General features: G+C 47.0%; 11 protein-coding genes. 8 read left to right on the plus strand and 3 right to left on the minus strand.

Annotation, left to right across the window (positions count from 1 at the left end):
* Window positions 1–89: 89 nt before the first annotated feature.
* The 3 genes from R7Q46_RS18895 to R7Q46_RS18905 form a co-directional block, all read right to left on the minus strand.
* Complete coding sequence (locus tag R7Q46_RS18895; RefSeq protein WP_318077703.1) at window positions 90–1,697, minus strand: carboxyl transferase domain-containing protein; 1,608 nt, start codon at window positions 1,695–1,697, stop codon at window positions 90–92.
* A gap of 115 nt (window positions 1,698–1,812) precedes the next feature.
* Window positions 1,813–2,982 (minus strand): isovaleryl-CoA dehydrogenase, encoded by a 1,170-nt coding sequence (locus tag R7Q46_RS18900; RefSeq protein ID WP_042523583.1) that lies wholly within the window; start codon window positions 2,980–2,982, stop codon window positions 1,813–1,815.
* Between the two features lie 45 nt (window positions 2,983–3,027).
* On the minus strand, window positions 3,028–3,414 hold the full coding sequence (locus R7Q46_RS18905) for a MerR family transcriptional regulator (protein WP_005373242.1): 387 nt from the start codon (window positions 3,412–3,414) through the stop codon (window positions 3,028–3,030).
* A 209-nt stretch (window positions 3,415–3,623) separates the two neighbouring features.
* On the opposite strand from R7Q46_RS18905, the gene R7Q46_RS18910 reads away from it, so the two are divergent.
* From R7Q46_RS18910 to R7Q46_RS18945, 8 genes are all read left to right on the plus strand, one after another.
* On the plus strand, window positions 3,624–4,802 hold the full coding sequence (locus R7Q46_RS18910) for a thiolase family protein (RefSeq protein ID WP_149192084.1): 1,179 nt from the start codon (window positions 3,624–3,626) through the stop codon (window positions 4,800–4,802).
* 70 nt (window positions 4,803–4,872) lie between these two features.
* Window positions 4,873–6,366 carry a CoA-acylating methylmalonate-semialdehyde dehydrogenase gene (locus tag R7Q46_RS18915; protein ID WP_318077705.1) on the plus strand — a complete coding sequence of 498 codons (1,494 nt, stop codon included), beginning with the start codon at window positions 4,873–4,875 and terminating at the stop codon, window positions 6,364–6,366.
* Window positions 6,367–6,461: 95 nt separating this feature from the next.
* Entirely contained in the window at window positions 6,462–7,616 is a 1,155-nt protein-coding gene (locus tag R7Q46_RS18920; RefSeq protein WP_006741037.1) for an acyl-CoA dehydrogenase family protein, read from the plus strand.
* A 49-nt stretch (window positions 7,617–7,665) separates the two neighbouring features.
* On the plus strand, window positions 7,666–8,442 hold the full coding sequence (locus tag R7Q46_RS18925; RefSeq protein ID WP_017633670.1) for an enoyl-CoA hydratase: 777 nt from the start codon (window positions 7,666–7,668) through the stop codon (window positions 8,440–8,442).
* Window positions 8,443–8,452: 10 nt separating this feature from the next.
* Window positions 8,453–9,583, plus strand: a complete 1,131-nt coding sequence (locus tag R7Q46_RS18930) for an enoyl-CoA hydratase/isomerase family protein (protein ID WP_213871378.1) — start codon at window positions 8,453–8,455, stop codon at window positions 9,581–9,583.
* A gap of 19 nt (window positions 9,584–9,602) precedes the next feature.
* Window positions 9,603–10,499, plus strand: coding sequence for a 3-hydroxyisobutyrate dehydrogenase (gene mmsB, locus R7Q46_RS18935; protein WP_213871377.1), 897 nt, complete (start codon window positions 9,603–9,605; stop codon window positions 10,497–10,499).
* A 9-nt stretch (window positions 10,500–10,508) separates the two neighbouring features.
* On the plus strand, window positions 10,509–11,267 hold the full coding sequence (locus R7Q46_RS18940; RefSeq protein WP_151515661.1) for an SDR family oxidoreductase: 759 nt from the start codon (window positions 10,509–10,511) through the stop codon (window positions 11,265–11,267).
* Between the two features lie 379 nt (window positions 11,268–11,646).
* Window positions 11,647–13,695, plus strand: coding sequence for a diguanylate cyclase (locus R7Q46_RS18945; protein WP_318077707.1), 2,049 nt, complete (start codon window positions 11,647–11,649; stop codon window positions 13,693–13,695).
* Window positions 13,696–14,032 lie beyond the last annotated feature (337 nt).

The following is a 14,032-nucleotide window of genomic DNA, read 5'->3' on the forward strand; positions in this document are numbered from 1 at the left end:
GACATTTCAGTCTGTATTCCAATACTCGCTAACCGTTACTTGTATAAACATCGGTATTCGCGAGGAGTTAAGGCTTGCCTTGCATCCGACTACATGCGGAAGATGCCAAATTTACTGTCTGCTATTGGCGCATTAAGCGCAGCAGACAGAGCAATGCCGACAACATCACGGGTTTTGGCGGGATCAATAATGCCGTCGTCCCACAAACGAGCACTGGCGTAGTATGCATGGCTTTGAGTCTGATATTGCTCCGCAATTGGACGTTTGAACGCTTCTTCTTCCTCTACGCTCCAGCTTTCACCTTTGCGAGTTTTGATATCGCGGGTCACTTGCGCCATCACGCTAGCCGCTTGCTCTCCACCCATGACGGAGATGCGCGCGTTTGGCCACATCCACATCATGGTTGGATCATAAGCGCGGCCACACATGCCGTAGTTTCCTGCGCCATACGATCCACCAATCACTACGGTAAACTTCGGCACGTCTGCACACGCAACAGCAGTTACCATTTTCGCGCCATGTTTGGCGATGCCTTCGGCTTCGTACTTCTGACCGACCATAAAGCCAGTGATGTTCTGCAAGAAAAGCAGAGGAATTTTGCGCTGTGCGCACAGCTCAATAAAATGCGCGCCTTTTTGTGCGGATTCTGAAAATAGAATGCCGTTGTTAGCGACAATGCCAATCGGCATACCGTGAATATGGGCAAAGCCACAGACTAAGGTTTCACCGAACAAGGCTTTAAATTCATCAAATTGTGAATCATCAACAATTCTGGCAATCACTTCTTTTACATCAAACGGCTTTTTAAGATCGGTTCCGACGATGCCGTACAGCTCTCGCGCAGGAAAGCGTGGTTCCTGTGGCGTTTTTTGCTTGAGTTGGACGGGTTTCAAGTGGTTGATTTGTGAAACCGCTTGTCTTGCCAGCTCTAATGCATGGTGGTCGTTTTCTGCGTAATAGTCCGCCACACCAGATGTACGGCAGTGAACGTCTGCGCCGCCAAGATCTTCCGCACTGACTTCTTCGCCTGTTGCTGCTTTTACCAGAGGAGGGCCCGCTAAGAAGATCGTGCCTTGTTCTTTTACAATGATGGAAACATCGCACATGGCAGGAACATAAGCACCGCCAGCGGTACACAGCCCCATCACCACCGCAATTTGTGGAATGCCTTTGGCCGACATACGGGCTTGGTTGTAGAAAATACGGCCAAAATGGTCTTTATCTGGGAATACCTCATCTTGGCGGGGTAGGTTAGCGCCGCCAGAGTCGACTAAGTAAACACACGGCAGTTGGCATTTTTCTGCAATTTCTTGTGCTCTTAAGTGCTTTTTCACGGTGAGTGGGTAGTAACTGCCGCCTTTTACCGTCACGTCGTTGGCAACGATCATACACTCGGTGCCGTCAATTACACCCACACCGGCAACCACTCCAGCACATGGAACGTAATCTGGATACACATCCCAGCCAGCAAATTGACCAATTTCTAGAAAGGACGAACCAGGGTCGAGTAGGGCAAGAATGCGCTCACGTACCGGAAGTTTGCCTTTCTTCTGCTGATGCTCGCGGGCTTTCTCACCGCCACCATCTTCGATTTGCGCAGTCACGGTATAAAGTTGATCTACAAGTGACGCCATAGAGCGGTAGTTTTCCTGATACTGCTCTGAATGGGTATTAATATTGGTCGTCAAACAAGCCATAAATAGCCGATCTCCATTCGGTAGACGGGTGTCACCACCCGTCTTTATTTAGGTTGAATAAGATTTAGATTGAATAAGGAAGTTGTTTCGAGTTCGAACCGCCTAGGTATGATGATTAGGCGCTTTCGTTAAACAATTCGCGACCAATAAGCATGCGGCGAATTTCTGACGTGCCCGCACCGATTTCATACAGCTTGGCATCTCGCAACAAACGGCCCGTATCAAACTCGTTGATGTAGCCGTTACCGCCAAGTAGTTGAATCGCATCCAGTGCCATCTTGGTTGCCAGCTCTGCGCCGTAGAGGATCGCGCCAGCAGAATCTTTACGTGTGGTTTCACCGCGATCACAAGCGGCAGCGACGGCGTAAACATACGCTTTAGCGGCATTCATTTGTGTGTACATATCCGCGATTTTTGCTTGAACTAGCTGGAATTCACCGATGGATTTACCGAACTGTTTACGGTCGTGAATGTAAGGCACAACGATATCCATACACGCCTGCATGATGCCAAGTGGGCCGCCTGCAAGCACCACACGTTCGTAGTCGAGGCCGCTCATCAATACTTTCACGCCTTGGTTTTCTTCGCCGAGAATATTCTCCGCAGGGACTTCGCAGTTTTGGAAGACCAGCTCACACGTATTCGAGCCGCGCATGCCCAACTTGTCGAGTTTTTGTGCTTGAGTAAATCCAGGGAATCCGCGTTCCACAATAAACGCCGTGATGCCTTTGGAGTGCTGGCTTGGGTCGGTTTTTGCGTAGACAACATAGGTGTGTGCATCAGGGCCGTTGGTGATCCACATTTTGTTGCCGTTTAGCAGGAAAATATCGCCTTTACGTTCGGCTTTAAGCTGCATAGAGACCACATCAGAGCCGGCGCCGGGTTCACTCATTGCAAGGGCGCCGATATGTTCACCGGAGATGAGTTTAGGTAGGTATTTCTCTTTTTGCGCTTGTGTACCGTTACGGTGGATTTGGTTGACGCAAAGGTTGGAGTGAGCGCCGTAACTTAACGCAACCGAAGCGGATGCTCGGCTGATTTCTTCCATAGCGATAACGTGGGCGAGATAGCCCATGCCTGCACCACCAAACTCTTCGCTGGTGGTCACACCTAAAAGACCCATGTCACCTAATTTGGACCAAAGATGGTTTGGAAAGTCGTTAGTTTGGTCGATAGATTGCGCTAGCGGCGCAATTTCTCTTGCAGCAAAACTATTGATTTGCTCGCGAAGCAAATCGGTATTTTCGTCATAAACAAAGTTCAGGGAAGAGTAGGTAGATTTCATTGCGTGTCCTTGCCTTTACGTCACCTACATCCCAGAGTTGAGGTGTTAGGTGACTTTTTCGCCTTTCATGGATCTCAGTGTGTTTTGGCATCGCAACTGCGCAGCATTTAACTCCATCATTACCGCTTGAATGTCGTTTGCTTGCTGTTGCAATGCTGCCTTCTTCTCTTCGATCAACCGAATCATATAGTTCAACTGCTCAGTACTTTGATCGGTATCGTAGAGTTCAAATAACTCTTTGATATCTGCAAGAGAAAAGCCCAATCGCTTACCTCGCAAAATCAGTTTCAGTCGAATTCGATCACGACCATTGTAGATTCGAGTGTTGCCTTTACGTTCTGGAGTTAGGAGACCTAAATCTTCGTAGAAGCGAATGCTTCGAGTAGTAATGTCGAACTCTTTCGCGAGCTCGCTGATCTTAAATGTGTTCATTCCTTAACCTTACGACTTTCGTATAACATTTACATGAATATACAATTCGTTAACGTTAAAGTAAACAAACAACATCCACTCTTGAGCCTTGATATCACTCGCATTTACTCGAAATCAAAGAATCACTCGAACAAACAATAACCTCAAACTTGACGTTAACGTAAATGTTAGTATAGTTATGACGTAAACGTCAACAAAAGGTTAATGGAATGAAAAATGAAACATGGATTGTTGCCGCTAAGCGAACGCCTATCGGCTCTTTTCAAGGTGCATTAGCTTCAACAGATGTCACGGAACTTGGTGCGAAAGCCATTCAAGGGGCGCTAGCCGAAAGCCAACTCGATGTGCACAAAATAGACGAAGTGTTGATGGGATGCGTTTTACCCGCCGGTGTGGGGCAAGCGCCTGCAAGACAAGCAAGTCTTAAAGCTGAAATGCCACAATCGATTGGTTGTACGACACTGAACAAAGTTTGTGGATCGGGTATGAAAACCGTCATGCTGGCATATGACCTTATTCAATCTGGTAATGCGCATGCTGTCATCGCTGGTGGCATGGAAAACATGTCGTCTTCTCCTTATCTATTAAAGAAAGCGCGTGATGGTTTCCGTTTAGGTCACGAGCAAGTGCTTGATCACATGTTTTATGACGGTTTGCAGGATGCCTACCAAGGCGAGCTGATGGGTGTCTTTGCAGAACAGACGGCGCAAAAGTATCAGTTTAGCCGTGAAAGTATGGATGCCTGGGCGCAGCAGTCGGTGACTCGTGCGCAGCAAGCAATCGAACAAGGCTTGTTCAAAGAAGAGATCGTGCCTGTTAACGTAAAAAGTCGGCGCGGCGAAACCTTGGTTGTAGATGATGAGCAACCGAGCAAACTCGACGTCACTAAAATTCCTACCTTACGCCCTGCGTTTGCCAAAGATGGCGGCGTAACCGCAGCAAACTCTAGTTCCATTTCGGATGGTGCGTCGGCAATGATCTTAGTCGATAGTGAGTTTGGTCGTCAGGAAAACCTTCAACCTCTAGCCAAAATTGTCGCGTACAGCACGCATGCAAGACAGCCTGATGAGTTCACCATCGCACCAGTCTTCGCGATTGAATCGCTGCTGGAAAAAACGGGCTGGGAAAAATCGGACGTGGACCTTTGGGAAATCAATGAAGCTTTTGCTGTCGTGACTCAATACGCGGTGAAAGCACTCGAACTGGACGAGAGCAAAGTGAACCCGCGCGGAGGGGCTTGTGCGCTGGGGCATCCAATAGGCGCAAGTGGCAATCGAATCCTTGTCACTTTGATTCATGCGCTAAAACAAACTGGTGGTAAGCGTGGCGTTGCATCGCTTTGTATTGGTGGTGGCGAGGCTACCGCTATCGCGATTGAAATCTGCTAAATCACTCTCAACAAAGTTTCACTTACATAACAGTAGTCAGTAACAAGCTGAAAAATACAAGGATGTCATCATGACAGAACAAGTAAAGCAGTATATCGGTGGTGAATTTGCCATCTCCGATTCAAAACAATGGCTAGATGTAACCAACCCGGCAACCAACGAAGTGATTGCACAAGTACCTTGTGCCACGGAATCGGAAATGAATGCGGCGATTGCCAGCGCAACAGAAACGTTCAAACGCTGGAAAGAAGTTGCAGCGCCGGAGCGTGCTAGATTGATGTTGCGTTACCAACATCTGCTAAAAGAGCAACACGATGAGTTGGCGATACTGCTTTCAAGTGAGACAGGCAAAACCCTCGCGGATGCAAAGGGTGACATTTGGCGTGGGATTGAAGTCGTAGAACAAGCGGCGAACATTTGTAGCTCAATGATGGGCGAAACGGTGGAAAACGTCGCGACCAATATTGATGGTTACTCTTACATTCAACCGCTCGGTGTTTGTGCTGGCATCACACCCTTTAACTTCCCTGCGATGATCCCATTGTGGATGTTCCCGATGGCGATCGCTTGTGGCAACACCTTTATTCTAAAACCTTCGGAACAAGTTCCGCTGACTGCAATGAAATTGGCAGAGCTATTTGAACAAGCTGGTGCACCAAAAGGTGTATTGCAAGTTGTTCACGGGACCAAAGAGCAAGTCGACCGCATTCTGACTGATCCAGTTGTTCGTGCGATCTCTTTTGTTGGCTCTGTGCCCGTTGGTGAGTACATCTACAAAACAGGTACAGACAACCTGAAACGCGTGCAGTCATTTGCAGGTGCTAAGAACCACATGGTCATCATGCCGGATGCAAACAAACAGCAAGTCATCAATAACCTAGTTGGCGCGTCAGTTGGTGCTGCAGGCCAACGCTGTATGGCGATTTCGGTTGCCGTATTTGTCGGCGAAACCAAAGAATGGATGCCAGAGCTTAAAGAGGCGTTAGCTCAGGTTCAGCCTGGCGCGTGGGATGATGAAACCGCCGGTTATGGTCCACTGATTAGCCCTCAAGCGAAGCAGCGAGTGGTGAATCTGATTAATGAAGGCAAAGCGTCAGGCGCGAATTGTGTTCTGGACGGGACAGACTGCCAAGTACCTGGCTTCCCGAACGGTAACTGGGTGGGGCCAACACTGTTTACCAACGTGACCACAGACATGTCGATTTATCAGGAAGAAATTTTCGGGCCTGTACTGTTAACTATGGAAGTGGATGACCTAGATGAAGCGATTGAACTGATCAATGCAAACCGCTTTGGTAATGGTACGTCTATTTTCACGGCGAACGGCGCTGCCGCGAGAAAGTATCAACACAATATCGAAGTAGGTAACGTAGGAATCAACGTACCGATTCCGGTGCCATTGCCGTTCTTTTCGTTTACTGGGTGGAAAGGCAGCTTCTACGGCGACCTGCATGCTTACGGTAAACAAGCGGTTCGCTTCTACACCGAGACGAAAACTGTCACCGCGCGTTGGTTTGAAGATGACATTCCAAGCGGTCCAAACATGACTATTCAACTTAGCTAATTACTGGATTAGCGACACCTCTAGCCAAGCCCTTCATCCTTTTAGAGGGCTTGGCTCGGATACAAATGCAACGAATTAGACCTTAGGACTTCAAGATGGATTTTGAATTAAACGAAGATCAACTCGCGTTTGCCGAAGTAGCAAAGCAGTTTGCAGACCAAATGTTAGCGCCGCACGCGGCCGAGTGGGATGAAAACCATCACTTCCCTAAAGATGTACTGCGTCAGGCGGGTGAGCTGGGCTTTTTGAGTATCTACACGCCACCAGAGCACGGTGGCTTGGGGTTATCTCGTTTGGATGCGGCGATCATTTTCGAGCAGTTGGCTATGGGTTGTACCGCGACTACTGCGTTTATGACCATTCACAACATGGCGACGTGGATGATCACCAGCTTTGCCAAAGCCGAAGTGGCGCAGCAATTTAGCGCGGATCTAATTTCGGGTGAAAAGCTCGCTTCCTACTGTTTAACCGAACCTAATGCCGGCTCTGACGCCGCTTCTCTAACGACTAGCGCAGTGCGTGATGGCGATGAGTTTGTTCTCAATGGCGCAAAAGTGTTTATCTCGGGTGCCGGTGATACAGATGTATTAGTCGTGATGGCGCGTTCGTGTGGTGAAGGAGCGAGTGGCGTTTCTGCATTCGTTGTTCCTGCTGATTGCGAAGGCATTAGCTACGGTAAAAAAGAAGCCAAAATGGGTTGGAACTGCCAGCCAACTCGCATGATTACCTTCGAAAATGTTCGTATTCCGGCTGACTATCTGTTGGGTGAAGAGGGAGAAGGCTTTAAGTTCGCCATGCTTGGTCTGGATGGCGGCCGAATCAATATCGCCACTTGTTCCGTCGGTACTGCGCAACAAGCACTGAACGAAGCCAAGCAATATATGAACGAACGCAAACAGTTCGGCCGTTCACTGGCGCAATTTCAAGCGTTGCAGTTCAAGCTTGCTGATATGGCGACTGAGCTGGTCGCTGCGCGTCAAATGGTGCGACTCGCTGCCGCTAAACTCGATGCCCAGCACGCAGAAAAAAGTGCGTACTGTGCCATGGCAAAACGCTTTGCTACTGATGTGGGCTTTAAAGTCTGCGATCAGGCGCTGCAAATTCACGGTGGCTATGGTTACATAAAAGAATATCCAGTCGAGCGCCATTTCCGAGACGTTCGTGTTCACCAAATTCTTGAAGGTACCAACGAAATCATGCGTCTGATCGTCGCAAGACGATTACTAACGGAAGGCGTTGAGCTGCTTTAGTCAGCGAGACACAGCCTTACCTAAAGAAATTAAAAAGGACTGAAAGATTATGACGGCACAAATCAAATTAGAGCGCGAAGCGCATATTGCCAAGCTCACGATTAGTAATCCGCCAGCGAACACTTGGACGCTTGAGTCTTTGAATCAGCTAAAAGAGTTGGCAATTGAACTTAGTAATGATCGCTCTATTTATGCGTTGGTTTTAACAGGCGAAGGCGAGAAATTCTTTTCTGCTGGAGCAGATCTTAATAACTTTGCATCGGGTGATAAATCACAAGCAGCAAACATGGCGTTCGCATTTGGTGAAGCGTTTGAAGCGCTTTCTGCATTCGATGGGGTTTCTATCGCAGCGATTAATGGCTATGCGATGGGCGGCGGTCTGGAAGTGGCGATGGCGTGTGACATTCGTATCGCAGAAGAACAAGTACAAATGGCACTTCCTGAAGCATCGGTAGGTTTGTTGCCGTGTGCGGGTGGGACGCAAAACCTGACCGCGTTGGTAGGTGAAGGTTGGGCGAAGCGTATGATCCTGTGTGGCGAGCGTGTGACGGCCGAGCGAGCGGAAAAAATTGGGTTAGTCGAAGAGGTGGTGGCGAAAGGTCAAGCACTCGAAGCGGCTATGGAGCTAGCACAGCGTGTTGCAGGTCAATCACCGAAATCTGTGTCTGCGTGCAAAACGCTCATTCAAGGTCGACGCAGCCAAACTCATGCAGCTGGATTGGTTTTGGAGCGTGAACTGTTTTTACAGCTGTTCAATACACAAGATCAGACTGAGGGTGTGAATGCGTTTTTGCAAAAGCGCAAGCCACAATGGACAAACAGCTAGCGGAGGCCAAATGACAGGTACAGTAAATGTTTCAAAACTTGAGTGCGCAGATGGCTCTGTTATTGGTGTGCTAGAGCTTGATAACCCAGCAGCTCTCAACGCGTTGAGTTACGTGATGATTGAGAAGTTGTACAAACAGCTTAATGAATGGCAAACGGACGACAGCGTCGTCGCGGTATTCTTGCATGCTCAAGGTGAAAAAGCGTTTTGTGCTGGTGGTGATATTCAAGCGATCTACCGTGCACTTGAAAACAAAGAGCAAGACTTTGATTCTGCGTTTTCAGCCATGGAAACCTTCTTTGACCTCGAATATCGCTGTGACCATCTTATTCATACTTATCCAAAACCGATCATCGCGTGGGGACATGGTTATTTGATGGGCGGGGGAGTTGGCCTGTTTATGGGTGCCAGCCATCGCGTAGCAGAAACCACCACACGCTTTGCAATGCCAGAGATTAAAATTGGCCTTTACCCAGATGTAGGCGCGACGTACTTCCTGAACCAGTTGCCAAAACATTTGGCAGTGTTCTTAAGTTTGACGGCTTGCCAAATTAACGCAACAGATATGAAAGCGTTGGGGTTAAGCCAATGGATTGCACAGCCAGAAAACAAGCAAGTGCTGCTGGATCTGCTTGCATCGGTAAGTTGGAAAGGTGAAGCGAACATCAACGAAAAAATCGCCACTACGCTGCGTTCGGTACACGTGGACGAGCCAACCGAAGGGATGTTGATGCCCTATGCGGAATTGATTGAGCAGTTATGTTCGGGTGACTTAGCGTCAATTGTTGATGCAATCAGCCGTGCTAACGTTGATAACAAGTGGTTCGTCAATGCGCAGAAGTCACTGAACTATGGCAGTCCGTTGTCGCTCAGTATCACTTATCAGCAGTTAACGCAGTATCAAAACCTCTCTTTGAAAGCGTGTTTTGATATGGAATTTAACCTAACACTACGTTGTGGCTTAGAAGGTGATTTTAGAGAAGGGGTTCGTGCGCTGATTATTGATAAAACCAATCAACCGACTTGGCAACATCGCACGGTTTCTGACGTAACGCCACAAGTTTTGGAGCGCTTCTTCTCGCCAATTGACTCAGCAGAATACCCACTGACCGCATCGTCGGTAGCTATAGCGGCACTTTAGTACAAGGAAGAAATACGATATGGACAAAATTGCATTTATTGGCCTTGGTAACATGGGTGCGCCTATGGCTAAGAATCTACTTAAAGCGGGCTTGAACGTCGAAGTATTTGATTTGAACCCAAGCGCAGTTGAGGAGTTGACCGCATTGGGCGCTTCAAGTGCCGATTCCGTTCAGCAGGCAGTACAAGGTGTTGACGTGGTTGTCACTATGCTGCCAGCGAGCCAACACGTTCAAAGCGTTTATCTTGGTCAAGATGGCATATTAGATAGCGTCGAATCAGGCACCTTGCTGATTGATTCATCCACCATCGATCCTGCGACTGCTCGTTTGGTTGGCGAAAAAGCATCGCAACTTGGTATCAGTTTTGTTGATGCACCAGTATCTGGTGGCGTTGCGGGCGCAGCAGCAGGTACGTTAACTTTCATTGTTGGCGGCTCACAAGAGAACTTTGTTCAAGCCAAAGCGGTGCTTAGCCACATGGGTAAAAACATCTTCCATGCGGGCGATGCTGGAGCTGGTCAGGTGGCGAAGATCTGCAATAACATGATGTTGGGCATTTTGATGAGCGGCACCTGTGAAGCACTCAATTTAGGGATGGAAAACGGACTCGATCCCAAAGTGCTTTCCGACATCATGTTGCAAAGTTCAGGACGTAACTGGGCGCTAGAGCTTTATAACCCTTGTCCAGGTGTGATGGAAAATACGCCTGCAAGCAATGGTTATCAAGGCGGCTTTATGAGCCAGTTAATGGCTAAAGATCTGGGTCTTGCGATGGAAGCGGCAGTTGCCAGTCAAACATCGACGCCAATGGGTAGCTTGGCTCGTAACCTGTTTAATTTTCACAACGGTCAGGGCAACGGGCATAAAGATTTCTCAAGCTTGTTTGAGTTCTACCAAAAGCAAAATCAGGCCTAAGGAGTGCGTATGGATCTAGCAAATAAGGTTATTGCGATCACGGGGGCTGGTCAGGGGCTGGGTAAACAAATGGCACTGTCACTGGCGGAAAATGGCGTTCATCTTGCGCTTATCGACCTCAATTCAGAGCAACTGGCTGAAACGAAAGCGGAATGTGAATCTCTCGGCGTTACCGCTCGCTTTTATGTGACGAACGTGACTGACGAACAGCAGGTGTGCACTGCTTTTGAGCAAATTGAGGTAGATTTCAAGCAGCTCAACGGCGTTATCAATAACGCAGGTATTATGCGTGATGGTATGTTCATTAAAGTCAAAGATGGTCAGGTTAACACGATGTCGCTGGAACAATTTCAGTCTGTTCTAGATGTGAATGTAACAGGCACTTTCCTGTGTGGCCGTGAAGCGAGCAAGGTAATGCTGAACACCGATAGCAAAGGGGTTCTGATCAACATATCCAGCGTTGCGCGTGCCGGGAATATTGGTCAAACCAACTATTCAGCATCTAAAGCGGCGGTAGCCACCATGGCAACGGTGTGGGCGAAAGAGTTAGGGCGTTTCGGAATTCGCTCAGTGGCGATTGCTCCGGGTGTCATCAAAACTGCCATGACAGACCAAATAAAACCTGAAGCGATGGAACGTTTAATCGGAATGATTCCGGTTGGACGTTTAGGTTTGGCGGATGAAATTTCATCGACCATAAAATACGTGTTAACCAACGAATTCGTGACCGGACGAGTGTTCGAAGTTGATGGCGGAATGCGAATGTAACCCCCTCTGCAACATAAAAAAGGGGAGCGAGTTTGATTGTCCGCTTCCTTCCACTTTCTCCTTTCTTTTATTGCTTCTATCTGAAAAATGTATTGGATGCATGGTCGACTGCTATCTCATCGAACGGTATAAAAATTGATTCTATACTAAGACGATCTTTTGTCTCACTAACGAGATCATTATTCTTGGTGTGTAAAAAACACTCTTATTGGTCATATTGCAACCGAAAACTATTTCGGCATCTAAAGATGGTGATTTATTATTCAGCGCAAAATACATGGGAATATGAGGCTGACTGAATAACCTTCAGTTGTCTTAATAATAAATAATCAGAATTCTCAATTACACTGAAGTAACTACCCATTAGGGAAGAGCAATAATGTCACTATTTCATTCGCTTAGGACGATACCGCTATTATTGGGGTGTTTGTGTTTTTCTGTTCAGGCCTCCACAGAAAAGGTGGAACAGGAAGGTAAGTTTTTACAGTCGTTAGAAGGCATCGAAAATCAAATTTACGCATTACCTCAGAGTTCTTTAGCTTTGATTGAAGCGTTAGAAGAAGAGTCTTTACTACAAAACCAACCAACAGCGCTGTTGGTGCGTTACTGGCTTGCCAAGGCCACGGTTTTAGAGCTGCTAGGGCGCGTAGAAGAGAGTCAGAGTGTCGTTCAAAAAGGATTGGAGCTTGTACGTCCACAGAGCCATGAGTATCTCCTGTTTAAGTTGATTCAGATGCGAACTATGGTTGGAAAGAGCGATATCGATACCGCGCTTTCTGCGTTGGATAGCTTGTTGGAAACATCGCGTGAGAATGGTGATAAGCAACTTGAATCAGAAATCCTGTTGCTAAAAGGACGCTATTACGATGAGCAAGGTGAGTTTAAAAAATCCTATGCTGCACTTATGTCGTCCATGGATGCGGCTGAATCTTCAGGTGTTCACGGGCTGGTCGAACGTGCAGCACTAGAGCTAGGTGACGTACTTGTCAAAATTCAGGGTTACGACCGATCTGAGGCGCTTTTGGAACAAGCATATCGCTATTTTAGGGATAGGCGTATGTCGTTCAATGAGTTGTTGAGCGTTTTGACGATAGCGAAACTTCATAAAGCACAGTTCCAATACGAAGAGGCGATAGCGTCATATCAGCGAGCGTTAAAGCTGGCTCAAATTATCGGTGATGGACGCTTTAGATTTCGAGTTAACCTTGAACTTGCAGCTTTATATCGCGAGACGAATCAAGAAAAGAAGATGGTTAACCAATTGAAGCTGGCGGAGAATTTACAGTACAGAGAAACGTCTAGCGCGTATTTGGCAACATTTAAGTTGTTACAAGCCGAATATATGTTAGAGCAGCAGCAATTTGAAATACTTTTAGCGATGATCGCGCCAATGCTGCCGGAGATTATAGAGAGTCGATACGTCAAGCAACAGCAAATGGAGCTACTAAAAGTCGCCGCTATGGCCTATGCGGGAAGCAATGACTTTAAACTAGCATTCGAAACTTACGGTAACTATCACGATAAATTTATCCAATTTAGCAATCAAAGAGAAGTTGAAAATCTTGAGCGCCAGCAGACGTTATTTGAGTTGGAACGACTTGAATATGAGAACGAAGATCTCAATTGGAACAATGTGTTGCAGCGTATGGAGCTAGAAAATAACCGTCGTACTTTTTACTTATTGGGTGAAGCGCTACTTGCGCTCATCGGTGTTCTATTTTTGATGGCGGTAGTATTTCTCGTCGTCAATCGCTCGCGTTTGAGAATGCGTCGCCTCGCAAAGACAGACACATTGACAGGGTTGTTCAATCGCCGTTTTTTAGAGGACTGGTTCACTAAGCCAGTAGAAGTGAGGCGTGAGCGAAAAGAGAAACCGGTACCTCAATCTAAGCAAGAAAAGATACAACACTTTGTTTTTGAGCAAGTCGAGCAAGTCAAGTACGGTTATCTAGCTTTAAATAAATGGGTAGATAGCAAACTCGATAAACAGAAAATGGTGCCAAATAAACCACAATCGGGGCCAGTAACTTTAGCGTTAATCGATGTGGATTATTTCAAGCAGGTAAATGATACCTATGGGCATGTGTTTGGAGATACCGTACTAACGGGCGTTGCCAAAGTGTTGGAGGAAACTGTACGTGAGAACGACATTGTTGCTCGCTTTGGTGGTGAAGAGTTTGTTGTTGTTATGCCCAATACAGACCATGAAAACGCTCTTATTACTGCCGAACGTTTACGTAGCGCTTTATCCCTACATGGCTTTGTTACGGAACAGAAAGAAGAAGTGAGAGTGACCTGTAGTTTTGGAGTCGTTACCACTGAAGATAATGAGATGAGCTTTAAATCACTTTGCGATCAGGCCGATAAATTGCTTTATCAAGCGAAAGCGAACGGACGCAACTGCGTGAAAGGTCGCTCGCTAGCGTAACAGAAATCAAGAGTTCAGGCTCATCGCACGATGAATCTGAACTTATCCCTCCCATTTACTTTGATAGCCAAGTGACTTTGAGATCCTTGCTTCGAATATAAAACGCTGAATCTAGCATCTTAAAGTCACTTGGCGATATTACTTAAAAATGGCTTAAGGATATCGAATCGCATATTCATGGCGTTCAACATAACCTCTCTTTTTGCCTCCTTCACCTTCAAAGTGCGAATGCCACTTGTGTCTACAAAACTATAACAAACTAGTGTGTCTATTCTTTGTACAAATAAACCGTGTACAGGTGAAATGATTAGTGGTCGATATAAATTTTTTGTGGCAC

Source organism: Vibrio sp. 811 (assembly GCF_033339195.1).